At 56.1% G+C, this 25524-nt stretch carries 28 protein-coding genes; 15 read left to right on the top strand and 13 right to left on the bottom strand.

Annotated features, from left to right (window positions below):
• Nucleotides 1-372: 372 nt before the first annotated feature.
• From DC3_RS25025 to DC3_RS25015, 3 genes are all read right to left on the bottom strand, one after another.
• The gene (locus tag DC3_RS25025; protein WP_146890071.1) at nt 373-1590 is read right to left on the bottom strand and encodes a hypothetical protein; all 1218 of its coding nucleotides are present in this window, start codon (nt 1588-1590) and stop codon (nt 373-375) included.
• Between the two features lie 267 nt (nt 1591-1857).
• Complete coding sequence (locus DC3_RS25020) at nt 1858-2100, bottom strand: hypothetical protein (RefSeq protein WP_146890068.1); 243 nt, start codon at nt 2098-2100, stop codon at nt 1858-1860.
• Nucleotides 2101-2221: 121 nt separating this feature from the next.
• The gene (locus DC3_RS25015; protein ID WP_146890065.1) at nt 2222-2617 is read right to left on the bottom strand and encodes a hypothetical protein; all 396 of its coding nucleotides are present in this window, start codon (nt 2615-2617) and stop codon (nt 2222-2224) included.
• A gap of 312 nt (nt 2618-2929) precedes the next feature.
• On the opposite strand from DC3_RS25015, the gene DC3_RS25010 reads away from it, so the two are divergent.
• From DC3_RS25010 to DC3_RS24990, 5 genes are read left to right on the top strand one after another with little or no spacing between them, the layout of a single operon-like run.
• Nucleotides 2930-3361, top strand: a complete 432-nt coding sequence (locus DC3_RS25010) for a hypothetical protein (RefSeq protein ID WP_146890063.1) — start codon at nt 2930-2932, stop codon at nt 3359-3361.
• A gap of 45 nt (nt 3362-3406) precedes the next feature.
• Complete coding sequence (locus DC3_RS25005) at nt 3407-4420, top strand: hypothetical protein (protein ID WP_146890060.1); 1014 nt, start codon at nt 3407-3409, stop codon at nt 4418-4420.
• Nucleotides 4421-4440: 20 nt separating this feature from the next.
• Nucleotides 4441-4929 carry a hypothetical protein gene (locus tag DC3_RS25000; protein ID WP_146890057.1) on the top strand — a complete coding sequence of 163 codons (489 nt, stop codon included), beginning with the start codon at nt 4441-4443 and terminating at the stop codon, nt 4927-4929.
• Between the two features lie 10 nt (nt 4930-4939).
• Nucleotides 4940-5551, top strand: a complete 612-nt coding sequence (locus DC3_RS24995) for a TerD family protein (RefSeq protein WP_146890054.1) — start codon at nt 4940-4942, stop codon at nt 5549-5551.
• Complete coding sequence (locus tag DC3_RS24990; RefSeq protein WP_146890052.1) at nt 5521-6213, top strand: vWA domain-containing protein; 693 nt, start codon at nt 5521-5523, stop codon at nt 6211-6213. Before DC3_RS24995 ends, DC3_RS24990 begins: the two co-directional genes overlap by 31 nt.
• A gap of 9 nt (nt 6214-6222) precedes the next feature.
• Here the strand turns inward: DC3_RS24990 and DC3_RS24985 are convergent, their stop codons facing one another.
• Together DC3_RS24985 and DC3_RS24980 are read right to left on the bottom strand one after the other, a co-directional pair.
• Nucleotides 6223-11793 carry a tetratricopeptide repeat protein gene (locus DC3_RS24985; protein ID WP_146890049.1) on the bottom strand — a complete coding sequence of 1857 codons (5571 nt, stop codon included), beginning with the start codon at nt 11791-11793 and terminating at the stop codon, nt 6223-6225.
• Between the two features lie 129 nt (nt 11794-11922).
• Nucleotides 11923-12828 (bottom strand): SIR2 family NAD-dependent protein deacylase, encoded by a 906-nt coding sequence (locus DC3_RS24980; protein WP_186816250.1) that lies wholly within the window; start codon nt 12826-12828, stop codon nt 11923-11925.
• Between the two features lie 518 nt (nt 12829-13346).
• Between DC3_RS24980 and DC3_RS24975 the strand changes: the two genes are divergently transcribed.
• Together DC3_RS24975 and DC3_RS24970 are read left to right on the top strand one after the other, a co-directional pair.
• A complete protein-coding gene (locus DC3_RS24975; RefSeq protein WP_146890043.1) occupies nt 13347-13757 on the top strand; it encodes a hypothetical protein in 411 nt (136 codons plus the stop codon).
• Between the two features lie 233 nt (nt 13758-13990).
• Complete coding sequence (locus tag DC3_RS24970) at nt 13991-14236, top strand: hypothetical protein (protein WP_146890040.1); 246 nt, start codon at nt 13991-13993, stop codon at nt 14234-14236.
• Between the two features lie 76 nt (nt 14237-14312).
• Here the strand turns inward: DC3_RS24970 and DC3_RS24965 are convergent, their stop codons facing one another.
• From DC3_RS24965 to DC3_RS24955, 3 genes are all read right to left on the bottom strand, one after another.
• The gene (locus DC3_RS24965) at nt 14313-14894 is read right to left on the bottom strand and encodes a hypothetical protein (RefSeq protein WP_146890037.1); all 582 of its coding nucleotides are present in this window, start codon (nt 14892-14894) and stop codon (nt 14313-14315) included.
• 411 nt (nt 14895-15305) lie between these two features.
• Nucleotides 15306-15506, bottom strand: a complete 201-nt coding sequence (locus DC3_RS24960) for a hypothetical protein (RefSeq protein ID WP_146890034.1) — start codon at nt 15504-15506, stop codon at nt 15306-15308.
• A gap of 109 nt (nt 15507-15615) precedes the next feature.
• A complete protein-coding gene (locus DC3_RS24955) occupies nt 15616-16182 on the bottom strand; it encodes a hypothetical protein (RefSeq protein ID WP_146890031.1) in 567 nt (188 codons plus the stop codon).
• 165 nt (nt 16183-16347) lie between these two features.
• On the opposite strand from DC3_RS24955, the gene DC3_RS24950 reads away from it, so the two are divergent.
• The 4 genes from DC3_RS24950 to DC3_RS24935 all read left to right on the top strand — a co-directional run bounded on the left by DC3_RS24950 (nt 16348) and on the right by DC3_RS24935 (nt 20386).
• The gene (locus DC3_RS24950) at nt 16348-16740 is read left to right on the top strand and encodes a hypothetical protein (RefSeq protein ID WP_146890028.1); all 393 of its coding nucleotides are present in this window, start codon (nt 16348-16350) and stop codon (nt 16738-16740) included.
• 113 nt (nt 16741-16853) lie between these two features.
• Nucleotides 16854-17786: a nuclease-related domain-containing protein gene (locus DC3_RS24945; RefSeq protein ID WP_146890025.1), complete on the top strand. Its 933-nt coding sequence runs from the start codon at nt 16854-16856 to the stop codon at nt 17784-17786.
• A 42-nt stretch (nt 17787-17828) separates the two neighbouring features.
• Nucleotides 17829-20063: a KAP family P-loop NTPase fold protein gene (locus DC3_RS24940; RefSeq protein ID WP_186816249.1), complete on the top strand. Its 2235-nt coding sequence runs from the start codon at nt 17829-17831 to the stop codon at nt 20061-20063.
• A gap of 68 nt (nt 20064-20131) precedes the next feature.
• Nucleotides 20132-20386 carry a hypothetical protein gene (locus tag DC3_RS24935; RefSeq protein ID WP_146890019.1) on the top strand — a complete coding sequence of 85 codons (255 nt, stop codon included), beginning with the start codon at nt 20132-20134 and terminating at the stop codon, nt 20384-20386.
• A 41-nt stretch (nt 20387-20427) separates the two neighbouring features.
• On the opposite strand, the gene DC3_RS24930 is transcribed toward DC3_RS24935, so the two are convergent.
• A complete protein-coding gene (locus DC3_RS24930; RefSeq protein ID WP_146890017.1) occupies nt 20428-20763 on the bottom strand; it encodes a hypothetical protein in 336 nt (111 codons plus the stop codon).
• Here DC3_RS24930 and DC3_RS24925 point away from each other — a divergent pair.
• Entirely contained in the window at nt 20756-21271 is a 516-nt protein-coding gene (locus DC3_RS24925) for a hypothetical protein (protein WP_146890014.1), read from the top strand. The two genes, DC3_RS24930 and DC3_RS24925, sit on opposite strands and share 8 nt — an antisense overlap.
• A 3-nt stretch (nt 21272-21274) precedes the next feature.
• On the opposite strand, the gene DC3_RS24920 is transcribed toward DC3_RS24925, so the two are convergent.
• Nucleotides 21275-21571, bottom strand: coding sequence for a helix-turn-helix domain-containing protein (locus tag DC3_RS24920; protein ID WP_146890011.1), 297 nt, complete (start codon nt 21569-21571; stop codon nt 21275-21277).
• Between the two features lie 197 nt (nt 21572-21768).
• On the opposite strand from DC3_RS24920, the gene DC3_RS24915 reads away from it, so the two are divergent.
• Nucleotides 21769-22404, top strand: coding sequence for a hypothetical protein (locus DC3_RS24915; protein ID WP_146890008.1), 636 nt, complete (start codon nt 21769-21771; stop codon nt 22402-22404).
• A gap of 106 nt (nt 22405-22510) precedes the next feature.
• Entirely contained in the window at nt 22511-23203 is a 693-nt protein-coding gene (locus tag DC3_RS24910) for an NHL repeat-containing protein (RefSeq protein WP_146890005.1), read from the top strand.
• Between the two features lie 55 nt (nt 23204-23258).
• Here DC3_RS24910 and DC3_RS24905 read toward each other — a convergent pair whose 3' ends face one another.
• Complete coding sequence (locus tag DC3_RS24905) at nt 23259-23774, bottom strand: YfbU family protein (RefSeq protein ID WP_146890002.1); 516 nt, start codon at nt 23772-23774, stop codon at nt 23259-23261.
• 106 nt (nt 23775-23880) lie between these two features.
• Here DC3_RS24905 and DC3_RS24900 point away from each other — a divergent pair, with 106 nt between their 5' ends.
• Nucleotides 23881-24471, top strand: coding sequence for a hypothetical protein (locus DC3_RS24900; RefSeq protein ID WP_146889999.1), 591 nt, complete (start codon nt 23881-23883; stop codon nt 24469-24471).
• Nucleotides 24472-24483: 12 nt separating this feature from the next.
• Here DC3_RS24900 and DC3_RS24895 read toward each other — a convergent pair whose 3' ends face one another.
• Nucleotides 24484-24909 carry a hypothetical protein gene (locus DC3_RS24895; RefSeq protein WP_146889996.1) on the bottom strand — a complete coding sequence of 142 codons (426 nt, stop codon included), beginning with the start codon at nt 24907-24909 and terminating at the stop codon, nt 24484-24486.
• A gap of 7 nt (nt 24910-24916) precedes the next feature.
• Entirely contained in the window at nt 24917-25072 is a 156-nt protein-coding gene (locus DC3_RS29370; protein WP_186816248.1) for a hypothetical protein, read from the bottom strand.
• Nucleotides 25073-25524: the final 452 nt, after the last annotated feature.

The raw sequence follows: 25524 nt of genomic DNA, 5'->3' as shown, positions 1-25524 counted from the left end.
TATGAGTATAATGAGTAAAGAACGCCCTGAATTCCATTCAAACCCTAAAATGGATCGTGACCTTCTCTTTCTGCCTGAAGCCTGCGTCAACCCCCAGCTGAGTTCCAGCCTGGGTTTAAGTCTCAACCCCTACAGCCCCGAAAGGACCTGATGTGAGGCGAACCGCGAGACGCAACACCGCACCCCTCCAGCCTGAAAAGTCAGATCCTCAGACCAGGAACTCAGTTCCAAAGAAACAAGAAGCATGCCTCCTCAGGGTGACATGCTTCTCAGGCTCATTTCGAACCCAGACCAACGCATGGCGTCATCATGAATCAGAAATCCTTGCAATCACGCCATGCACCTCCCTGGCCTCCAACAATGAGGCCTGGGCTATTTCTTTTTGCCATTCTTGCCCTTATTGGGCTTCAGCAGCAACGTGTCCCACCAGGCCAACAGGGCAGAGCGAGCAATGTACTCAAATGCATTAAGGTTGATTGGAGCCATGGCGCCCGTCCAAACGGCACCAAAGCCCTGTGCCGTGGCTCCCTCCGGCCCTGATGTTTCTTCCCAGCCTGGGCCATATCCTCGGTCCCACAATCTCTTGTGCATGGGCCAGGGGATGGGGTTCGCTGCATGAAGTGCCTTGGACCTCACCCTGTATACCGTCTGAAACACCTCACGCATGGCATCTTCATCTGTCCAGGGCAAACTGTACTCCTTGCTGGGCTTTTTTTGTGGTGGCTCAGGCAAGAAGGCCATCAAGAAATCTTTGAATTGTATGGTGGATTCCGTGAGGTCTTCAAACTTTGTTGCCACTTCTTCCAGCACCAGTTTCCCCTGTGCTGCATCCTCTTCTGAAAGGGTTTCATCTGTCTTGCACAGTTTGAGCAGATCCGCACTGAGCTTTGGGTGCAACTCCTGAAACCGTTCAACAGGACCACCTGCCAGCTTCTTGAAGTGGGCCTTGGCGGCCAGCTCCACAGCGGTCACGAAATAAAGTAAAGCCAGGTCTGGGGCCGACTCTGCAATCCAGGCTCCTTTCTGGTATGCTCTTGCAGCCAACACCACCATCCTGGATTCTTTGGGTTTCAAGTCCATCAGTCGTTTCAGTCTGGTGGCCTGATGCACATCCACATCATCACGCACCAGATTGGGAACCACCCGGTTTCTTCCCTTCGAAATGAAGTGCGGGGTTTCTTCGGGTTCAGGTTCTTGGTACCTTGGCGCTTCACCTTCTCCAGACAGTTCCAGTTGTAGACCACCGGCGTGGAGCCGCACCCCCAGTTCCAGGCTGAGCAGTGCGGCAACCTCATCGAACATCATTCCGCCATGGTAGCCGGTTGCATCTGGCTCCATAGAAGTCAAACCGTTCAACTCCAGGTGACTGTCCGCAGTGAAAACACCGACCCGTTGGGGTTCAGCTGGAAGTCCGGAGTTGGCTGGAAAGGTGACCCGGTATGGGCCGTATTGCACCTCTGCTGGCTGAAAGGCACTGTCAGAGTAAAAATATGACCTCAAACCAGTCTCTTTCTGATCCGGTGTTTGGAGGTGCAATTTCCAGTCCTCGTAAATGATGCTTCCAGGCTTGGGGTTTTGCATCTTGTTCATGAAGTGTCCTTTCAGTGGCCAAAAGACCAATAAAGAGGTCGTTCCCCTGGACGGAAATTTTTTCCCGTTAAGAAAAACTCAGCGTGTCAGACGTGAAGGATTATTCAGTGTCACTGAAAGTCAGGATCTGTCCCATTTGAACCCTCTGATTTTGGAACGCTTTAACATCGTCTGGGACACATAGAGCTTCTGGGTCAATCGAAGTAAGCCTTAATTGGGACTGCTAACGGGAGTTTTTCTCCGGCCAGGGGAATGACCTCTTCCTCCTCACTGGGCCCTCTCTGTGTTCTTCTGCAGCCTGGGGGCCAGCAGAAGCAGCAGGGACACCAGGGGCCACCACATCAGGTGTGTGACCGTGGAGAACAGCTCAAAGAAGGTGAGGGTGCGGTCGGGCTGCAGCACGGAAATGTCCCACACTTGCAGGATCCCAAACGCAAGGCCAGTCAGGGCCATCAGGGAAAACAGCCCTGCAAAGATCAATTCCATTTGCTTCTGCGATTTGTTCATCATGCGTGTCGTGACTCCTGCATTCAGGTACGGCCAACCCTCTGGAAAGTTGCCGATGTTTGCACGGAGTTCAATCCCTCCAGCCCAGCATGTTCCCCAACCGCCCCTCACGGTTTTGGGGCAATCACGATTGATCCCAGCAGTCAATGGTCAGCAGGTGACTGGCCGGGCACGTTCGGATCAGATCGGCATTCATTTCGACTTTACCCCTCCAGCCTGGGGGCAGGGCGTACTCCTCGCCCTCATCGATGCCGAACACCCACACTCCCTCCCTGGGAAGCGAGGTGGTTTCCCCCTGCAAGAGGGGCAGCACATCACCGGCCAGTGCAAGGTAACGGTTCGGGTATCCCCCTCCGGAGAGTCTGGTGGCTTTCCCTGCATCGGTCAGGTCATCCAGCCAGCGGACCCCTTCCACTCCAGTTTCCCACTGGGCGAGGATGGCCCTTTTGCGCCCTTCCAGGTCGGTGAGGTCCCGTTCCTCCGGGGTCTGCATGGACACCACAATCCACCAGCCGATCACCCGTGCACCTCGAAGGTCTGGGGGCTCACACGGGGTGGGTCTTCTTTCTGCCTGATCTGTGTGCTTTCATTGAGGGCAATCAAATGTCTTGTCTTGTTCATGTGCCTGGCTCCTTTCGGGCGGTTTTCAAGTCGGGAACGGCAACGAGCATTCATGGGATCCAGCAGAGGGGCGGGTCTCCAGCAGTCTGGGTGGCACACCTCTGGTGCAACCATACCGCAGGTCACCAGGGAACACCCCACTTCCAGTTCAGACAGGTCGTCTGTCGAATCCTGTCGCGGGCACCGGTTACGCTGAAGTGAGTTTGAACCCATGCAGCACTCCGAACAGACCCATGCCCTCACCCGAGAGATCCTCCGCTTCCTGAAACGCCACGGCAAACCCAGGGCCACCCAGGGGACGCACCCGAGAAAGACTCTGGACACATACCTGCAGGACGTTGAAGACGCCTTGCAACAGGGCCTGCCGGAATTGAAATCCCGGGTGATCTGGGCGGTGGGTCGCCTCGCCCGGAATCCTGAGCACGTCACCCTGAAGGGTCTGGTGCGTGCTTTCCAACAGAGGTGCCAGCACGATGAAGCCCTGTGGCTGAAGTTCCCCGTGAACCTGAACCACCTCCCTGAAGACGTGCAGCAGAGCCTCAGGACCCATCTGGAGCAGCAGGAGGATCAGGTGTTTGCTTTGACTGAAGTCATTCAGGCAGGCCTGTACACCCTGGGACACCCGAGCGAGGGGAAGCCCTGATGGTTCTGCACTCCCCATTCCAGTTACCCTGATGTCAGGAGTCCCATGAAAAAACGTTTGCTTTTCGCCCTGATGACCCTCAGCCCCGCCCTGGCCCAGGGGTTCTACACCGAAATGTTCTACCCCGCCACAGCAAGCATCGATGCCGCCTGCACCGAAGGCTATGCGGACGGCTCCCTCCCCATCGGGGAAACCTCCGGCACCGTCCGGCATTACACGAAGTACGTCTTTGACCTGAAGAACCCGAATCCTGAGGGCTTCGACATTTACGATGTGATCCCCAGCTCCCTGCAAAACGGCCTGGGCGGCATCTACAACATCTGTTTCTCCTCCGGCAAGAAGCTGGACAACAAACCCAGCCTGTCAGCCCTGAGCAGCGCTCCGGCTTCGGTGCTGGTTTACATGTATGCGGTGGCGTCCAGTCCCACCGTGGCCAGAGATTACAACACCGTGCTGGTCCTGAAAGACGCTGCCGGAAAGGAAATCGCCCGCTACCAGCCCACCCAAACCCAGGAGGGGGAGGACTTCAAGGTCAATTGCAGCAAAACCCCTTGCACCTGGAGTGGGGACAACATCTATTATTTCAACCCCAGCAAGATGCCTTCCCTGAAAGAGAACCTGAAGCGCACAGCGAAACTCACCGTGCTGATGTCCAGGGGGCGCGGCATCGAAAGTTTCGATGTGCTGGAAGGGGCCAACAAGCTCACCGAGGACCACAAACCCACCGGTCCCAGACCCGCCAACGTGCAAAGTGGAGTGCCGTACACCCTGCTGTCGGATCTGGTGGTGGCAATGAACAAAGTGGACCCCCAGATGGAGTACATCACCATTTTCGACGATCAGGTCACGGTGCGCTTCAAAACCCACGATGAAACCCTGAAGTACAGCGAAACCGCACCAAGCGATTACATCCGGTACAAAGATCAGGCTTACCTGAGCCCCGAAGTGCTGGCCAGGTTCAACTGCAAGGTGCTGGGCTTCGAAGCAGGACGGGTGAAAGTGTCCTGCCCGGAAATCAGCCGGGATCCCCTCACCCTCACCGGGCAGCAATGGGACTGAATCAGGCTTACAATGCAGGCATGCGACGCTTGTTTCTTGCACTGGCATTGACGCTTTTTCCTTTTGCCCTCGCCCAGGAAAAGCCTGCACAACAGGCCATCCCTGAGGTGAGCTTGCTGCAACGCTCCGTCATCCCAGATGAGGGTTTCGGCCCAACATTGATTCTGTCCCTCAGACTCCACCCCTTGCCGGACATGCCGCTGGATTTCCAGCTGGGCCAGTGTGACTTCCGGTACCGCCTGAAAAACCAGGATGGGGTGGAATTCCCCCTGAGGAAATACGGCAAGATCGGGGAGACCCTGTGCTCCCTGCAAATGCTGCATGTGAAAGCGGATGGCAAGAATCCAGCAGGGACAGAAGTCTTCCCGGTGTTCCAGGCCACCGGGCATCTGCCGGACGGCACCTACACCCTCACCGGGGCGTTTTACCGCACCAGCCTCCCGGACGGCAAGGTGCTGGGCGTGTATTCCCTGAGGCCTTTTTCGTTCTCGGTGCCGGTGAAGCCCTGAGGTTTTTTGAATGTTGATGTTCAGCAAAGGCCAGAAAAGCCCTCTGATCTCCGTGACGCCGCTGCCGGAGTTCACGGTGGCGGTGCGCTTCAAGAACCCCCAGAACCTGACCCTGGACGCCACCCTGTTCGGGGTGGACCATCAGGACCAGCTCTCCGATGACCGTTTCTTCTGTTTCTTCAACCAGCCAGAAAGCCCACGGGGTGCCCTGAGGTTGCTTCCGGGTCAGCCGGGGGAACTGCAGCGCTTCCAGGTGAACCTTGCTCTTTTGCCTGCTTCGGTGCGCAAACTGGTGTTCACGGTGAGCATCGATGGGAACGGCACCCTGCGGGACCTACCAGAAGGGCAAATCACCCTTTTTGCTGGGGACCGGGAGGTGATGATGTTCCAGGTCATCAGTGCAGAGTTCCTCAAGGAGAAAGCCCTGATCTTCCTGGAAGTCTACTTCAAGGACCAGTGGCGCATCGGGGCGGTGGGTCAGGGGTTCTCTGGGGGCCTCTCCCAGCTGCTCCGGCATTACGGCGGGGTGGAGGAAACCCCCACTGCTCCGAAACCCCGAAGCTCAGCAAAGGGCTGGATTTGGAGAAGCGGGTGCAGGCCCACCCGTCCAGTGAGAAGCTGATCAACCTGGTGAAGACCGTCAATTTGACCCTGGAGAAGCACGGCGTTGCAGACGAGAAAGCGGCAGTGGTGCTGGTGATGGACGCGACGGGCAGCATGAAGAACGCCTACCGCAGTGGCACGGTGCAGCAGGTGGTGGACCGCATTGCGGTGCTGGCCATGCGGCTCGACGATGACGGGAAACTGGAGAGCTGGTTTTATGCCAGTGAGCACCACCACACCGAGGACGTGACCCTGCAGAACCTGGAGGGGTACGTGGCCCGGACGGTGCTGACGGAATCCGGGCGGTTTCTGTTGGGATTGGGCGGGGCGAACAATGAACCCCCGGTGATGCGGTCATTGCTGGAGCGGCACAAGAACAGCAATGACCCGGTGGTGATTTTGTTCATTTCCGATGGTGGGGTCAGCCAGACCGGAGCCATCAAACAGGTGATCACCGAGGCGGCGCACTTCCCGATTTTCTGGCAGTTCATTGGTCTGGGTGGCAGGAATTACGGGGTGCTGGAGAAACTGGACGCTCTGGAGGGGCGGGAGGTGGACAACGCGAATTTCTTCGCGGTGGATGACCTTTCGGAGATCAGTGACGCGGAACTCTACCGCCGCATGCTGGCCGAATTCCCCCTGTGGCTGAAAGCAGCACGGGAAAAGCGCATCCTCAGGTAAGGGAGGCATTCAGGTTCCCTCAGGAGGTGCATCCGTTTCATTTGAGGCTTCACCTTGGTTTTCCCTTTCAAGAAGTTGCTCTTCTTCCTCTTTGAGGGCCGGAATGATTTTTTCTGGCATCAGCAAGAAGGCATCCCGTAAATCCACGTCATACCGTTCCATGCGCCAGAGCACAGAGAGTTTCATGTCCCACACTGCAGATGGGGTATCAGCACCATGTGTGTTGCAGATTTGACTGATGCGTCCCAGCAAAAGCGGCAGCAGCGCTTGCTGATCAATGCACACCCCATACAGGGTTTCTGCAAAAACAGTCATGTCCACTGTGGCTTCAGCTGGTGTCCTGCACAGGGCCACGCAGGTTTCCTCGATGTATTCAAAAGAGGTGACCCAGTTTATTTTGCTGGCCCGTTTGATCAGGGTGATCAAGGTGTCCTGCAAGATTTTTTTCTGCTGCTCAAAGTCTTGACAGTAAACCATGAGGTGGGACACCACTGCCAGACCCGTCAGTGCCGATTCAATGTTTTCCTCTGAGATTTCTTCCAGTTGCAGTTTTTTGAATTCCTGAAGCACTTTTTGTGATTGGAGGTCATCAAATTCCTCTTCCTGGGTTTGACGCACCAGCAACCAGTCCCACCACGACCAGGTGTCTTTGGTGAACAATGCCTGCTGGTCGAAGGCATCGTATGTGGTGGCGCTGTCCTCTTCTGCCTGTTTGAAGAAGGCCTCAAAGATCTGCTGTTGTGATGTGGGCAAGATCGAAGCCATGGCATCGTGCTGGGGAATTTCAAGCAGCAACCACCAGGACTGCAAGAGTGGCACCCCTTCATCACTTGACTCTGATTCGAAGAAAACCCGGTCCAGGTCCACCTGATTCAGCTGCCGTGTGACGTGTGCGGGTAAGGCATGCTTCAGAAAGGTGACGTACAGCATGTTGGGGTTCGTCCGTCCAGGCCATGCCCAATCGTTGTTGAGGCTGTTTTTCCGGGTGAGGGTGTTCCCCAACATGGGCACTTCTGCTTCAGAGGCAAGGTCCCTGATGTCGTTCAGGGAGAACCCAACCCGTCGGAGTTGCACGTACACCCGGTGGGCATGGCTCCATAAGGCAGCCAGAATGGCCTGGTTAGACCATGCTCGGGTGCTTCCTTGGATCTCACGGGTGATCCAGAGCAGCACCTGCTGGAAAACGTCCACCTCTTCTTGAAACCCGGGGCGGGTCAACCGCCATTGCAGAATCCGAAGGAGCTGCTGCACCCGTGCGCTGGGTTGCGCAAGTCGACTCAGAAAACGATACGAATGCATCACCGTCAAGGGTCCTGCAAAATTCGAGGCCCATTTCCGTGCGGTGATGTCCTGTTCTGCCTGGGGCAACGCGAGAAACCGCTCAGTCAGGTTGTCCGGCAGGGGAACAGGCAAGGATGAAATGGTTTCCAGGGCATGCAGAACATTTCTCTGGTTGCACAACTGCGCTGCAGCTTCAGCATACAGCTCAGGTGTTGCTGGGTGATCAAGCAAAGCCTCCAGACGCATGTAATGCAAGATGGTGACAGGCTGTTTCGGCAACCAGTTCACATGGCTTTTCACCAGCACCTTTGAAGCCTCCAGGATATGGAACAGGTGGGTGTAGTAGGTGAAACTGGTGTTTTCTTTGAGGTGCTCGAAGGCTGTCCAGCGCTTGTTTGGGTCTTTGATACCGAGAAGTTTTCGAACGGTGGGTTCTCGTTGTGCCTCGGGTTGCTCAAGCAGGGCAGGGTGACCTTTGAGGTACTCTCGGACATCTTTGGGATCATCGGACAGCAGGGCCACATCCGGGAACTGCACTTGTTTGTGCTCTCGGATGTTTTTTTCATTGACCAGCCAGAACACGCGTTCGTCCGAAGCGATGGGAATGGACTCAAACTGCCGGGTCACCCGAAACCATGTTTTCTTGGCTTCAGGGTCAAAGCGCTTCAGGCGAGCGTCTTTGCTGGGAGACCAGGCGGCTTTCTTGAAAGCATGAATCAATTCGCGTTCTTCAAACTGGAAGTTGCCCCCAAAATCCACGTATTGCACCTGCCCGAGGATGCGGTTGTAAGCGGGAATTTTAATCAACTCCTGCTGCACCTTTCGTGGCAGCATGGTTTGGACTTCCTGAAAGAACTGGATGTGTTTCAGTTGCTCTTCAGGGGTGGAAAGAGTTTCGAGGCTTTCGCTGATGGCTTTGCTGTGGCGTTCTGCGAAAAACCTCGCCAACTCCGGTTTTTCCCTCAAACGCACCATCAACGTTTCGCGTTCATACCAGCGACCGTACAGGCGGTTCCGCCGTTGTGCTCCCTGGGTGCCAATGGTGGTGAAGTACGATTCAATCTCACTGGCCTCCAGGTTTGGTTTGTTCACAGCACCAACGGGAAGGTTTGTCCAAGACTGTTGGAAGATGGCGTAGAGTGGCACGTGCAACACCCTGTACAACCACCTGGCTTTCAGCAGTGCCGTCTCATCCTGGGATTCGTGGAAAAATGCTCCGGTGATGGCTTTGTGAACATGGTGGTGGTGTTGAATGGCAAATTGCACTTCATGGAACTCCACCTTGCCATCTGCTGCCTGAATGGGAACGAAGTGGGTGGAGCCGTGGAACACTTCGCTGTAGTACTGACGGAGCAATTTCAGTCCTGGGGTTTCCCTCAAAATCCGACCTTCAATATCGGCCTGGTTGAGGTGGTACAGCAGTTCGTCTGGGGTCACAGGAATGAAACGAAGGCGTGCCTTACGCAGGTGTTGCAGGGCCTCGTACATGCGCTCTGGTTTCCACACTTTGCGTTCCACCAATTGATGGAGGATGTCGAGCACATCGAAGATGGGTTGCTTCAGGGTATCTGCCTGAAAACCCTGGGACCAGCGGTCCGCGACGACCGCCCGGGATTCCGGGTGGGTGGCGGTGGTGAGGTGCCAGAGGCCCAGCAGGTGATTGCCGAGCCCTTCTGGGTCCTCAGGCAGTTCTTCGGGTTCGGTCAGGTAGGTGAGGTGCCCTTCTTGAAGTTGATCTCGAATGAACCCCTGCAGGTGCAGGGTGATGTCTTTCAATCTCGGGTACTGGTGGAGGTCCAGCACATGAAAGTCTTTGACCATCAGGTCGTGCAACACCTGAGAGTGGAACCTGGAGACCCGCACTGTGAAGGTTTTGGCCACATCATGAAAGCATCCGAGGTGCATCAGCAGGCTGAGGGACATGTTATCAAGGCGCAATTCTTTGACCTGTCCGAGTTCACTGGAGCGGTTCTTGACTTTCTGCACGGGCACCCGGTCTCCCCGGAACAGGTACAGGGGGGTGTACTGCCCGAATTCCACCCTTGTTTCGAAGCGCATGGCCAGTTCAGGAAGGAAGTAGTACTTCATGCCTCTGCCCAGGTGATAGAGGCTCAGTTGCCCTCTGTTGTACATGTCCCACAGCACTTCTGAGCGTTTTTCTTCGGCCTGCTGTTCCTCTTCTGAGGCAGGGTCTTGGCTCTTGAGGATCATGATCAGTCGTTTTTCGATGGGTTTGGGGAGGTCCAGTCCAATCTGTTGTGCCTGGTAGCACACCTGGAGCAATTCCGGGTTGCCCAGGGGGACCTTCATGCAATGTTCAATCATCTGGCGGGCGAGGATGGGCTCGTAGGGCCTCACCTCTTGCAGCATGTGAAGCACTTCTGGCACGCTTGGAGTGTGGTCCCGCAGGATGCTTTTGACAACGCGGGTGAAATTGCTGATGTCGTGCACATTGCGATACAACAGGGCCAGGTTCCACAGGGCTTCAGGTGTACCTGTTCGAAATGCCACCCTTTCGGCATTCGCAGTGGCCTTGATCATCAAGCCCACCCGGATTTGCACTTCCATGCGCAGGTGGTTCAGGTACTGGTTGTCCAGCACCCAGGGTTCATTTTCGAACTTCTGGAACCATGCCCAGGCGGTGTCCCACTTGTGGGCTGTCATGGCGGCCTCGATGGCAACAAAGAATGCTGTCTGCATGTGCGCCTGCTGGATGAGGGTTTCACCGTGCTCCAGGCACCAGGTCCATTCCTTCAATTGCATCCTGAGGTGAAAGGCTTCCAGGTAATCCAGCACGTCTCCTTCCTGTTGGTACAGGGCGTACAGCCGTTCGCTGACTTGCAGGAGTTCTTCAGGGGTTCCAGAGAAGTGTTGGATGTAGACCACCCGTAAATTGGGGTGTGCGTCCCACCCGCCAAAGTCTGGAATCAGTTCATCAATCCACTCCGGGTGGTTGCTCTCTCCAGCGAGAGACATCCACAAATCCAAAAGCACTGCAGTTTCTCCGAGGTCAATCAGGTATGGCTGATAGGCCTGTAGTTTATCCCGGGCCTCTTCGAACCTTTCCGCATGCAGCAGGTACCGCACCACCACAACTTTGCCGTTCGGCGAAGGATGTTTTTCAAGGTCGTCCAGGTCACTGTCCTCGATCACAGGCCAGTTTCTCACCAGTGCCCACAAGTACATTTCAGGTGTGAGGGAGGCGGTTTCTTTGAGGCTCAGAAAGAAGTCAACTGCTTCTTTTCTTTTGCCTTTCTGGCAGGCCAGGGTGGCCAGCATCCACATGTTGTAGGTGTTCTTGAAGGCGGGGGTGATGTCTTGCTGACTGAGCTCCTTGAAGAGTTGGTGGGCCTGAAGCAAATTGGCCTGGCTTTCGGGGTCCTGTTTGATCATTTCCCACTGCAACGGCATCGGCCAGTTTGCTTCTCCAGGCAGGTGGCGCTGATGCACAGCAGAGTAATACAGGATCAAGGCATGCACATGGCGCACCTTCTGGTTGTTCCGCTCCAATTCCAGTCCCTGATTGATGTAAAGCAGGGCAGCATCCAGGTCATGCTGGTGGAGGAAAACCAGGGCTTTGAGTCGGTGCACGTCCACCTTCAACTCAGGAAGTTCTATGTGATCAAGTTCCCTGTGGGCTTCCTCGTACCGTCTCAAATCGAAGAGGCACACGGCACGTTGCAAAGCGGCAGCTTCTGACCCCTCACCAGTGAGGGTGGCCAGGGCTTCCTCGGTGCGATGGTCTGCCCGAAGCAATGCTGCGTCCAGCAGTTTGACGTTCGCGGTTCCATCCAGGTGCAGGATGTCTGCTCTCAATGCAGTGGCTTCGTCTCTGGCTTGCATTGTTCCTGCATTCAGCACCTGTAGGGCCAGGAACGTCAGGAATTCCACCTGGGTGTTCAAGTTTAAGTTGTTCCAGCGGACCGGGTCAGATTTCAATTCACGAATTTCCCGGATGATGTCAGGCCAATAAAAACCGCTTTTGGCTTTTTTGGTGTAGGCGTGGAGCTTCTTGCGGTACTCCTCAGCCAGCAAATGGTCCAGGGCGGTGGCCTGATTTCTCCAGAAGGCCTCCTCTTTCTGCCGGAGGCCCACACTCTGGGCCATTGCCCCTTGCTGTTCTTTTGCAGGACGCGCCTCAGGGAGGGGTTCCTCCATGAAGGCAGAGGAATTGAGGTAGGCCAGGACTTCCTGGAATTCAATGACCGCATCTTGCTCTTGCGCTGCGAGTTCAATCAAGTGCTTGGGGGACACCAGTTGATCCCTGCAGGCTTTTTCCTTCCACAAAATGTCCCACATCTCATATGAATACATGCATTCGGGCACATCTCTATGGTTGCCTCCCGCTTGTTTCCACAGGGTTTTCGCCTGTAAACGGCTGTCAAAGTATTCTGCGAGGAGGTCAACGATTTTCTGGTGCATGGGTGGTTAAGACCTTAATTTTTGCAGGTATGCCATGGACACCGGAGTGTCACTTCCGTCTTCCTGCACTTTTTCGAGCAGCAGGATCATGCGTTCTCTGGAGTTCTCAATGCGGTGGAGCAACGCCGACCACATCTGGGTGGCGTTCTCAGGTTGGGCAGGCATTTGCCGCACCAGGCCACCTGCTCGCTTCCACAAGTCTCTGGCAGCCAGTGCAGAAGGGTAGTGTTCTGCGAGTTCGTAGATCAGGTCATTCTTTTCGAGGCGTGTAAAGGTGGGTGTCACAGGGGTTGGTTCCATCAGTGCCTGAAGGATCGTTGCGATGTATTGGTGTTGTCCTTCGGGATACCAGATGGCTCTGATCCCGCGTTGTCCGAGTGCTTTGACCTTTTCCGCTCTTTTGGCTTCATCTTTGATTTCTGACAACAGAGCGTAGTGGGTCATTTTGATGGTGTTCTGGGTGAGTTGCAAGATGGCCTGGACCGTTCGATCAGGCCCGAGACTGCAACCGACGAACAGCAAGCTGCGGCTGTGCACCATTGGGCCAAGAATTTGAGGAACCGGGGCATGTGGGTCCACTTCTTTTCCCACACCATATGCCCTGTGGTATTCGGCGGTGGTCAACACCCGGGTGCTCTGCTCAGCGCAGTCCCCGTGGATTTTGTACAACAAAGGCTTTTGCTTTTGGATGAGGTCCGCGTAAGTTTGTTGCGGAAAGCCGTGCAGTGTCGGGCGACCGTGAATGCCCACCCGTCCTGCGGCTTTTTCCAGCACATGGTCGTAGTTGGTCGTGAGGATGAAATTGCGGGCAATTTTGTTCAACAAAAGAGAGACGGGGTCGAGCGTCACCCCTTGCAGCTTTCCATCGCCGTATTCGATGGAGATGGTGTCTTTCAGGGCCTCACTGGACATGGCTTCTTCCAGGATGTCAGCCGCCCCTTCGTAGTCTGGTTTCTTTAAGGCTTGGGCTACCTGAGCACCCACTTGAAATCTTTCAGCGTGTTTCGTGAGAAATTGAGTCCAGAGGGGCATGTTGTAAGAAGCAGATGCGCCTGCACCCACAAATGGGATGACCCCTCCAGGGGATTGGACTTGCTGCTGGAGCCCAGGAAAGTGGTGGGCGTTGTCACCCAGTTTGAGAAATTCAGAAAATGAATCAAGCATTGTCATCATTTTACCCGACGAAGTGGTTGTTGGGGCCAGACACAGAACAGGGGTATCATGTGCCATGATCGGCAGCATCCTCATGATGACACCCAGAGAACATATAAAAATCCATCTCGTAATGTCTAAAAATATAGCAAACATTTACAAAGATACATCTTATGTTCTGGTATAATAACGAGATGCACAGGATATTTTTCAATTGCGTGGGCTCTTGTCTTATCATAGGTTTATTGTTGGGGTGCAACAATCAAATCTCAAGTCAATTGCCCATCCTCAGTTACGCTGAGGCCCTGAAGGCAGGGTTGAGTTTCACCCAGTACGCGGTGACCACCCGGGTGATCCTCCGCAACGAAGGGGGCTGCGAGCAGTTCTCTGCAGGCTGGCAGGACGACAAAGGCATCCAGAACCTGCTGTTCGTGGGGGATCCCGCCTCGCAGAAGTGGGCCGCAAAAGGGATGTATGCGCAGGACACGGTGAGCATGGCCCTCTTCTGGGATCGGCAAGTGAAATTCATTTTTGCCTGTGAGAACCACGGGCAAGTGGAGCACTTCAGCACCACCTGGGGCACCCTGGACCGGAATGCCATCCAGCAGAAAGGGCAGAACCTGGTGCTCACCAGCACCCTTGAAGAAGGACAACCCGCGTTCCGCTGGAATTACGCCTTGAAGCCCTGATTCGTCTGGGACAGCTTTCACAGGCAAAATGAACAGGGCTTGACAGGGGATGTAAGCTGAAAGAAAGCAAAGAGGAATTTTTGACTGCGCAGGCCAAAAGCCTGCGCTATTCTTTGCACATCCCTGCAGGACGTGTTTGGTTCTGCTCCACCCCAGGAATTCTCGCTTGGACTTCACCTTTGCGGGCTGCCTCACAGCCTGCCGGGGAGGTGTTGTCGTGAAAGGAACCCCCCATGGAAAGCCAACAATGGTTGTTGTGGCCCGCCCTGTTCCTCGTTGCCCTCTGTCTGTTCACCCAGCAGGTGCTGAATTTCGCCCTGAGGGTGCTCAAAATGGCCGGTGAGCATGGTTCGAAGAGCTTCCAGTACGCCCTGGGTCAGCTGATGCAGCTGCTCCGGACGGTGGTTCAGCACCTGCTGCCTTCATTTTTGCGTTCAGCCCTCTCATCCCAGCAGGATCCCCATGACCCTCCGGTGTGAGGGTCCACAGGCTCACACCAGAGACGGAAGGCACCCGCAGCAACAAAGCCGGTGCCTTCCTCCTGCAGACCAGCCTTCAGGACATTTGATAGACAGGATCCCATTTACCCAGCGGATCGGGAATCAGGCCCTGCAAGGCATCCAGGGGCACCTGGAGTTGATGGTGATGACGGAGGAAGGTCAGGTGGCCGAAGCGGGACGTGCTGTACCTGAAGTGGTGAATCTGAACCCGCTGACACATGAGGCTCTGGGGAAGGGGGGACACTGGCCAGGTCATGAACAGGTGCTTGTCGCGCTGCAGGTGCAGCAGTTGATCCTTTGATAGCGACACCTGGGTGCCCAGGTCGTCATGAATTGCGGTGTTTTCGTTTTCGCCTTTCAGGGTCACCAGCAAGGGATGGGTGAGCAGGACCCCCACGCTGTCCAGTTCGGGCAGGGCGTTCACCAGTCGGTTGTCAGGGCTGTACAACACCGCAAAAGCCTTTTGAATGCGCCGGAGGTTGTCCCCCTGGAGGCTGAACAGCAGCAGGTTGTTGTCGGTGCGCCGGTGGGGGTTGGGAAGGGTCAGGTCCTGCACCCATTCTGCGTGGGGCACCAGCAGGTGGGTGGGGTGATCTAAATTCGGGCTTCTGTGCTTGGTCCAGGGCCATAGGGTCATGAGGGTCTCCAGGGTGTGACATGAATAGGGGGGCGCGAGAAGATCCAGTGGTTTTTGATGACCTCACCTGACGGTGGGGTTCTTGCTTTTGCCTGTTCAGTATTGACTGTTTTGGGGGATCAGTGGTCGGTCTGTCCCCATGTCATTTTGATTCCACGCTCAGACAGGTGTGGTGGACCGGGCATCCTGTGAAGGGGGCAAAAAAGAATTTGCCAAGTGAGACAGGTGCCTGAAAGCTGCTGAGCCTCTCAGTTCTGCTTTCCTCAGGACCGGTCGCCTTCTGAGAGGTCTGGCCGACAGCCGTGACCGCATGGGATTTGCCAGATGAACTGCACATTTGAGAAAGCAGAATGCCGCGTCCAGTGAAGTGCCAAAAGACCGGCTGGCCTGTCAAAGATCAAATGCAGGATTTCATTTGACCAGCACCGTCCTGGCCTGCATTTCGTATTCAATCAGGGTGTAGGTGGGTCCCATGGGGGACCAGCGGATGGGAATGCCGTGGTCCTTGAGGTTTTTGAGTTGCGCGGCACTCAGGGCATCTCCCAGCTTCACCATCTCAGGGGATCCTGGGGGCAAGGCCAGCAGTTTTTGGTGCAGGGTGGGGTCGGTCATGTTTCCCTCTGGTGTCATTTTAGTCCAGGGGTGCAGTCAGGACCGGACAAATTTGGCTGCTGCAGAGAAATTTCAGGGCGGGTTTGTCCTGAGTTGGGGCAGGTTCGCTTCACAGCCAGGGCAAGGGGCGCAGCACCACATCCAGGTCCCAGGCCTGCACCAGCAGGGTCTCCGGTGGGCTCAGGGGGCCTCTTTTGCAGGGGACGTGCAGGTGCACCAGGTCTTCGTGCTTGAAGAACGCCTGGTAAGGCCAGGTGAACAGACCCGTGGGATTCCCGCGAATCAGCACTTCAAAGCCGTGCGTGGGGGCCTCGGGTTCGGGTTCCTGATGCCTGCTGACCACCGGGTGGGCAGGTTCACTGAACCGGATGAATTCGTGCTCGGGTCTGGGGCGGGGCAGCTCGTGATGGGGTTTGTAGGGCAGGTACAGGCGCTCCATGGCGGGGGCCAGATCGTCCAGGCGGGCTTTCGGGGGGTGGTGGGGCATGAGTTTGTCTCCGTTCCAGCTGAGGAATTTGGCTTCCATCAGTTGCTGAATGGGCTTTTGCACCTTCTGGTAGTCCTCGTGGAGGTGCTCGGCAAGGCTTTTGATGGTGTGGTGGTCGGGTTTTTCTTTGACGGCCTGCAAGATTTTGGCGGCCCGAACGGACACGCTGGTTTCGGTGTTGGGGGGCATGTTTCTCCTTTGTTATAAATTACGCTCTCGTAGTATCAATAATTTATATTCGTATAGACAGATTTTTGCTGCTTGATCCTCTTGAGGCCAGCAGGTGTCGCCCATCGATCGAAAGGGAGGTCCTGTGGGCCAGCGGTTGCAGGTGGGGCGTGCTAAGGTGAAAACATGAAGCATCTGGGAGTGCTGGGCAGTGTGATGTTGATCTTCGGGGTGTTCTTGCCTGCGGTGCATGTGCCCCTGATGGGAAGCCTGAACCTCTTCAACAACGGGCAAGGAACCGGATGGTGGTTCATCCTCCTTGGGGTGCTGGGGTTGTGCTTCTCCGCTTTGCGGTGGCACCCTTACCTGCTGGTCCCCGGAGCCCTCGCAGGGCTGCTGTTGTACGTGAAACACCAGGACTTCCAGAAGTTGTGGGGGCGGGAGGACAACTTTGACCCCATCATCCAGATGCAGTATGGCTGGGCAGTGCTGGCCGGGGGTGCCGAGTGCCTGATCCTTGGGGCTTTCCACCGCACACCAGAAGCAGGGGCAGAAAAAGCTTCAGGCCTGCAGGCCTGAGTGAACCCAAGGGTCATCCAGGCCCGATCCCTCACTTTGGTAAGGGTTTTCCCTGAGTTCAGTGCAGCTGCTCTTGGGGCCAATTCCCGCGCTCAGTCGCATAAACTGGGTTCATGATCGTCAAGAATTCCGATGCCCCCACCCCCAAAGACAAGTTCGAAGCCGCTGGCCTGAAGGCCGAGCAGCAGATGGCCTACTACCTCCAGCGGGCTTTCGGTGACGACAAACAGGTTTTCGTGCTGAACGGCCTGAGGATTGAGCATGGGGGCAATGTGGCCCAGATCGACCACCTGATCCTGCACCCCTACGGCTGGATCATTGTGGAGTCCAAAAGTGTCACCAGTGAAGTCTCAATCAACGAACACGGGGAATGGGCACGGAAATGGGAGGGCCGCTTTCAAGGCATGCCTTCTCCCATCAAACAGGCAGAAAGACAATTGGAGCTGTTCAATCGCTTTATGGATGAGAAAATCCCCACCCTGATCACCCGCAGGATGCAGATGCTCGGTCCCATCAAAGCCAGCGAGTTCCAGAGTGGCATTCTCATTGCCATCAGCGACAACGGCCTGATTTCCGGGAAGCACCGCCCGGATGGGGTGTTGAAGGCTGAGGCGATTGTGGATGAAGTGAAAAACCGCATCCAGCAGAACCGCAAGACGGCTAAGGCCCTGTTCACCCTCAAAACCTACCAGGACCTGGGGGAAGGAAACCTGCAGGACTTCAGCCAGATGCTGCTGTCCCACCACACCCCTCTGGTGCAAGGTGCACCAAAGCCAGTTGCTGCTGAAAGGAAGCCTGCTGTTCCTGTCGTTCCTCCCATTCAGGGTTTCCAGAAGCAATGCCGGAAGTGTCAGAGCACCAAACTGGAGATGCTGTGGGGCAAGTATGGCTACTACCTGAAGTGCCTGGAGTGTGAGGAAAACACTCCAGTGGCAGCTGTTTTTCCGGAATTCAAAGAGGGGTACAAGATCCGCAAACAGGGGCCGCAGTTCTTTCTGGAGCATGCAGAGAAAGGCACGTCGGTGCTCTTCCACACCAATCCCTGAGGGCAGCCGTCGTTCATCTTTTTTGCCTGTGAGGTGCATGCTGTGACCCGACCGTTCAACCACGATCAACCGATTGGTTCACTGGAAGAAGACCTGCTGCAGCGGGGCGAGTTCGCTCAGGCCCTCGCCGCCACCCTGAAACACAACCACGGCCATCCAGGCCTGTCTGTCGCGGTGTGCGCCGCCTGGGGGGAAGGAAAAACCTCTGTCAAAAACCTGATGCTCCAGCACCTGAGGCCTGAAATCGATCAGGGGAAAATCATCTACCTGGAATTCAACCCCTGGCACTGGTCTGGCAATGAGGACTTGCAAACCGTGTTCTTTCGGGAAATCGACCGCAAAATCACCCAGTCCGGCATCATGGGGGACCGCAAGCTTTTACGGTCACTGAGCGTTTACGCTGCAAAGTTGAATTACAGCGGTTTCTTTGAGGATCTGGTGCGCCTGAATGTGGTGCTGGCTGCCCTGTCAGGCGCCCTGACGGCCGCTGCCGTGGCCACCCGGGGCACCTGGATGGTTTGGCTGTTTGCAGGCCTGCTTCTGGTCTTGTTGTGGTTTCTGGTGTTCCGGTTTCGCAGCACCGCCATCAACAACCAAATCCTGACCCTGAAAGCCAGCACCGACAAATCCCTGGAGGAAGTCAAACAAGAGCTGTCAGCGGCCATGCAGAAACTCCAGGGTCAGCTGGTGGTGTGCTTTGATGACCTGGACCGCCTCGACAAGGCAGAATTGAAGAAAGTCCTGCAGATCATCAAGGCCAATGGGGATTTCCCGAATGTGACCTACCTGTCGTTCTTTGATCGGGAAATGGTGGAAAGCCAACTTCATGAAACAGGCCAGAGTGGCCGGATTTACCTGGAAAAGATGTTCCAGGTGACCTTGATGTTGCCGGAACCCGACTCAGAACACCTGAAGCGGTACTTCCTGCAAGAAACACAAAAGCTGCTGGGAGAGGATCCCAAACAGTTGAGGGAGGTGCGGGAGGTTTACGATGCGGTTCTGCAGCAGCAGCTGACCAACGTGCGGCGCACCAAACGCTTCCTGAACAATCTGGGGTTTTACGCCCTGCGCTTCAAGACCTCCAGTGGGTTTGAAATCAGCGTGATGGATTTGATGCTGCTTGAGGCCCTCAGGTTGCATGAACCCAGGGCCTACAGTGCCTTCCTGGAGCGCAGCTATCCCTTCACCAACATCGTCTATGCTCAGCTGTTGACCAGCCAGCGGCAGGCCGCTTTCTCTGCCATGTTGGAGGAAGCCACCGACAAAACATGGATGAGCAAGGTGCTCTGGTTGCTGTTTCCTCTGGACCGAAAGGGCATTGAGAAACTGCCTTTGTTTGATTCAGAGATCTTTTTGCGTCCCTCTTCGGCAGGCCTGAGCCTGCAGGTGCTGTTTCAGCAGTTCCGGTTGAGCCATCCGCATTTCTTCCACCGGTACTTCATGTTTGGCATCCGGAAGGAAGACGTGCGCAAGAGTGAACTCGACCAGATGCGTGCTTTGTTTGCTGCCGGGCAGTCCATCCGGGATGATGTGCTGAACCTGCTTGACGGTGAGCGTCTGATGGACGCCTTGCAGGGATTGCAGCACCACCAGTCCTGGCAGGATGAGGCGTTCGTTTTGGCCCTCACCGAAGCGCTGGTGTCGATGGAGGCCGAACTGAGGGTCAGGGATGCAGACAAGGGCATTTTTGATGGTCTGGTGTTGGTGTGGGTGCGGTTGTTTCAGAAAGGATCAGTGGACCAGAACTCTCCTGCTCTGCTCAAAGCCCTCCATGCAGGCAAACAAAGCGTGTTTTTTCAAACGCTGTTCCTGAATCGGATGGTTGTGCGGACCAGGGAACTGGGAGACCGGGGGGTTGCGTTGCTGGACTCTGTGCTGAAAATGTCCTGCACTGAGCTGGCCACACGCATTCAGGCGGAGTCGAAGGAGCCGGGTTTCCTGCAGTCGGAGCATGCTGCTCGTTTTTTGCTGCACTGGCGTGAGCATGGGGACAGGGTGGCGTTTGAAGCTTTCTGGCAAGCCCGAACTTCGGATTTTGCTGCGCTAAAGGAGTTGATGAAGCTCTTTTTGTCCCCCATCCGGGAGCCGTCAGATCAAGGCATTCGGCATGGGTTTCGTTTGCATGAGGACCTCATGGCTGTGATTGACCCTGAGGTTTTGCTTGCCAGATGGCGGGTTTTGCGTCCGGAGGTGCTTTCGACGGAGGAAGAGGTGCTGGAAAAGGTGTTTGAGAGCAAAGTTTGGGTGGGGGGCAACGATCAGGCTCTGGAGGATTGATCTGTGGACATCCTTTTGGTTCGAGAACCTTGTTTCTTGAGTACGCAGGCAACATAATCAAGACAGTGATGTTCATCGTTCACGTGGTCCGAAAACACCACAGTCCCCTCGGAAACTACCCCAGTCTGCAGGCCGCCCAGCAAGCCGCCCTGGCCTGGTGGGCCGAGGTCTGCCGTGAAGACCCTGAAGATGTCAAAGGCACCTGGCTGGAAACCTACGACCACGAAAGAAGCGTCCGGCTGTGGGTTTTCATTCCCGATTTCGTCCTCCTGCAGGCCTCCCGTTGGCGGCTGCCGGGGTGCGAAATCCGCCTTGTGGCCTGAGCGACACCCACTCAGGGACTGGCCCGGGGGCACAGCAGGTGCTACCGTGAAGCATGCGTTTGCTCTGGCCCACCCTGCTCCTGTTGTGTTCCCCGGCGCTGGCCGCACCCTGGACCCTGAATTCCGAACCCGATCCTTTCACCGATGAGGTGATCAAAACCGCCATGGTCTGGGACACCACCCAGAAAGCCCAGGTTATCCTGTCCTGCACTGGCAGCCGTCCCATCGTGATGGTCAGCAGCACGGAGTTCTTGAAAACCGAGGGCAGCATCCCCACGCTGTACCGCCTGGACCAGCAACCGGCCCTGAAGCTCAACTTGCGGCCCACCCCCAAGGGGACTGCTGACCCTGTCCTTGCTGGATGTGCCGTTGTTCATCCCGGCCTTCAAGGACGCGGGGACCTTCCTGGTGAGGCTCACGAATTACAATCAGGAGCAGTTCACCTACACCTTCAAGCTGGAAGGGACCCGCAAAACGCTCGCGGAGTTGCCGTGTTTTGTGAATCTGCTGGACACACCGCCCCCTCCGCCCCCACCTCCGGCTTACGTGCCTCCGCGTGGCAGCCAGTATTTTGAGCTGGGGTACTTCATCACCCAGGCGCACCTGACCCCCAATTACCGGGTGTTTTTGGACGATCTGGGGAGCGGAGAGTACCGCCTGCTTTACAAAGGGGAACCTGTGAATTTCACCCTGGGAGCCTCTTACGTGGTGCTGAAAGACCGCATGGTGGGCTTGAAGTCGGCCCCTGCCATGGTCTACGGAAGTGTCTGGCTGCCTCTGGAGGTGCTGTCTTTGCTGGGCTGTGAATCAGACCAGCTGGTGGACACTGGACTGCAGGCCACCTGCCAGGGGAACACCCTCTCAGGCATCGCCAGACAGTTCTGACATTCAGACCGACAGTGCCACGGGTCGGGCTGAGGCCATCAGGCTGTCAATGTCCTGCTGCCAGTGAATCAGGGTTTCTGGGCTGAACTGCCAATGCTGTGCAAGCCTCAGGGCTTGCTCGGCTTTCATTGAGCACTGGCCGTGCACGAGCCGCCTCAGGATTTCAGGGCACAACTCGGTGTCCTGGGCCAAGCCGTGGAGGGTGTCCCCGTGGTTTTGCATTTCCAGCAGGAGGTAAAGCCCGAGGTGTTGTTGGGTTTTCTGGAGGGGGGTTGGGATGCTGGGGGTGGATGGAAGCATGGATTCCTCAGGGGTGAAAGGGCTATTTTTATTATGTTAAACCATAAAACAGAGCTTTCAATTCTGTTGATAATCCATTGTACTTCAGATTCCCTTCAGCGACCACAAACGGGTGCAGACCACCGGGATCCTCCCAGATCAACATCAGGGAAAACCCGGAGGCAGCGTGTGATTTTTTGCCTTACCCTGACTCTGAAATGCAGCACGACAAAACAACATTCAATCGTCATTACCTATGCCCTTGCGGCAAGCACACCGTTCACACCGTCACCGATTCAGCCGGGAACACCCAGCACCAGATCCTCTGCCCGATTTGCCGCCTCACCTTCACGGTGGTGCACATTCCAGCGAACCGCATCACCCAGGGTCAGGGCCTCACCCAGAAGCTGGTGCGCCTGGTTCCCCTCAAGGATCACCTGCAGCACCAGAAATGGGTGCAGAAACAGCAGGACCTTCAGCGCAAGGTGTTGAAAAGAAGCCATCAGCGGCACCTGCCGATTTTCCTGAACGTGGTGCTCTCCCAGGTGCAACCCGTGGACCGGTGGATGCTGCTGGGCACCCTGGCGGGACCCCCGACCCGTTCCTTGAAGGCCTTTTTGACCTACGGTTCGCAGGCCCAGGAGCGCATGATCAAAAACCACTTCCAGCTGGACCGCCTGCCACGGATCCTCGCTGGTCTGGGCATTGAGGATCCAGAACTGAACCGGATGCTTGCAGAGTTGACGGAACTGAGCCGCAAGATCCAGATCAGGGAACTTCGCTTCCTGGAGAAAGGTCACTGCCTGCAAAGCGTCCCTGCCCCAAAGCCCCTTGCTACCCTGCGGGTGCGTTGATTTGAGGTCGTGGTTCGGGGTTTTCCCTGACTGGTTCCAGTGACCCCTTCTTCTACACTGATGTGGGCTGCTTTTTGGCCCAAATCCACTTTTCATTGGAGAGATCATGAAACGCATCGTTCCCTTTGTGCTGCTGCTGGCCAGTTGCAACCCCACCACCCCTGCTCCAGAAGGACCCAAAGACCCCTTTTATGCAGCAAGCTTCTCGGCCCTGTATCAGGTGGGCACCTCGAACGCAGTGGACCAGAAAATCGGCAATTTTGACCTCACCAGCACCCTGCTGGACCTGGCCCTCAACCCCAAGAACGGTGAGCTGTACGGGGTGAGCCCCAGTGGGTTTTTCTCCATCGACAAAACCTCCGGCAAGGCCACCGGGATCACCATGACCGGACTGGTGGAACTCAATGCCCTGGCCTTTGATGCAGACGGCAAACTGTGGGGCATGGGCGGAAACAAACTGTACCTCCTTGACGTGGCCGCCAAAACCTACGAGAAGAAACTCACCCTCAGCACCGCCAAAGTGGCCAGTGGGGACCTCGCCTTCCACAACGGCACCCTGTTCGTGACCCTGGACAATGGAGGGGCAGCGGACACCCTGGCCACCATCAATCAGGAGAGTGGACAGACCACCGAGCTGGGCACCACCGGGTTTGATGAGGTGTTCGGCCTGACTTCCCTGAACGGCAAGCTCTATGGAGTCACGTCAGACAATGAACTGCTGACCCTGAACACCACCACCGGAGTGGGCAGCAAAGTCCGGAACCTCAGCTTCTCCAGTGTGGGTGGCCAGAGCCTGTAAGGCCGCTCAAGGAACACCAGAGCCCCAGCCTGATGTGGTCTGGGGCTATTTTCATTCAACTGTTCAACAGATCGTCCAGGACAGCGCGAGACATCCGGGGACGCTCACTGAAAGGGACCTGTCTGAATTTCTCCAGCATCAGGCGGTATTGGTCCATCATCGGGATGCGGCCAGCGAAATTCGCCTTCTTCTGTCCCTGTTTGACGCTGGAAAAGCGCTTCTTTACATCCACCACGTGAGCCGCATATGCTGCCAGGTGGGATTCGTCTGCCTCAGAGAACCCTGGGAACAGCAGTCTGCCCTCAGGCAGGGGGTCTCCGAGGTGCTCTTTTGAGTCCAGGATGGCTTCATACATCTCCAGAATGTCGAGGATGTCCTGACAAACTTCAATCGGCAGTTCCTCTTGCAGGTTGCGGGTGAGTTCCCGGTAACTGAGGGTGTAGCCGTTTTTCAGAATCGTCTGGGCCTGCTGGTGATGCTCACGGTTCTCGGGGTCCAGCAATTCAAGGATGCGGTATTGCAAGATCAGGTTGAGGCGCTGGGCCACGGTCAAGGTGAGCTTTTCAGTCATGTGAATGAGTGTAACACGTTTCTTTTCAGTTGTCTAGACAACTGAAAAGGTGACCCCTGAAGCCACCAGAGGCCCCTTGAAGCCCATCTTCTACACTGGAGTGACCATGGAAGCCGAACCCTGCCTGTCCCTGCTGGTCCTCACCGGACACCCCACCGTGATCATCGGCGACAACGGGGCCTACCTGCACCTCGACACCGATGGAGGTGACCCAGGTCTGTTCCTGCGCACCCCCATCTCCCTGAAGTTGCAGCAGAAAATCAAACCTCTGCTGGACGGTCGGGTGAAAGTGCAGTACTTCCTGCACACCCACAATGACGGCAGGGTGCACCACCACCTCACACGCCCCTTCCGCATTCAGGCCCACCCGGACGGGGAGGCCCTCAATCAGGTGATCGTGCGGGGCAAAGTGGTGCAGATGAACAAGTGCGACATGCACGCCGTGGTGCGCATCTTCAGCGAGCAGCTCCGAGAGCCCTTCGTGGTGCACGCCCATGGGGAGAACGACATGCTGAACGCCGCACTGGATTTCTGGGCGGTCAAGGTCTCCGGACAGGTGCAAGGGGACCTGAGGGTGGTGGCCCAGCGCATCGAGCAGGCACGTGTGGTGATCCCGGAGAAGTTCAGAGGCTGGAAGCCTGACCTGAGTTGGAGAAAGGCGTTCATTCCAGCGGCTGGGACAGAAACTTCGGGGTGATCCCTGAAAGCTTCACTGGTAGAATCTCAGGGGTCCCAGGGTGAAGAGGAGTTTCTTCTGGTCCGATCTGGGGAGCCTCGGGCGGCTTTCTTGCACGTCCCGCTGCAGGCCCCGGATGACGATGACTCCGACTTTGAGGTCTTTGTGAGTGTGTCTGGTCACGGTCCTGGCGTACATGCGGAACCGCCTCCCTTCGGAGTGCCGGAGGGTGAGGGGTTTGGGGGTGGTGAAGGTGAAGGTGTGCTGGCCACGGTCTGCAGTTTGGATTTCAGCGTGAAGATCGGGAAAAGCCTGTCGAATCCTTTCGATGTCCTGATGCAACCTGTCCAAGGTGACCTCACTGCCATCCGGGAAGTGCGAGGGGACCGTCAGGGAATGCGGCCCACCCCTGACACACTGGGTTTTCAGGGCCTGGGACTGCTGCACCGTCGCGTACACCCATACCTCATCCCAGAACTCCGGCACCCTTGCTGTCAGTCATGCGGATCACGGTACCCATGTTTTTCACGCTTGCAGGACGGAAGGGCCTGGCACCACTGCGGACTTGCTTGGGGAGGCGTTTGCTGTTTCTGGCTTGGGTTTCACTGTTCTGGTTTTGCATGACTGTTCTCCTCAGCGCTTGGTTTTGGGTTTGAGTCGAAGTTGTATCTGTTTCTCTGATTCGCTGATGAATCCCGAGAAGGGCCGGGAACGGCCCAAAAAATGCAGTCACCAGGACACGCCTGCCCACACACGCAAACGCACACTGGCAAGGAAACCAAAACAAAAAACAAAAACAATTCACGCACACCGAACACCACACTGCACCAACAGATCCACACCAAAGAAGAACATGAACGTTTCGCGGTTGCACTTTTGAACTCACCTGCCAGAACACCCACCTCAAGAAAAACAGGAGCACCATTTATGAACACCCGCACCGACCCAGCATCCACAAAACAAGAGGGGTCAGGGGGGTGACAAGGGTCAGGGGGGTCACAAGGGTCAGGAGGGTGACAAGGGTCAGGAGGGTGACAAGGGTCAGGAGGGTGACAAGGGTCAGGGGGGTCACTA

The organism is Deinococcus cellulosilyticus NBRC 106333 = KACC 11606, from assembly GCF_007990775.1.
Lineage (GTDB): Bacteria > Deinococcota > Deinococci > Deinococcales > Deinococcaceae > Deinococcus_C > Deinococcus_C cellulosilyticus.
Note: the sequence above shows the minus strand (reverse complement) of the source record. Positions and strands in the feature narration are given on the sequence as shown.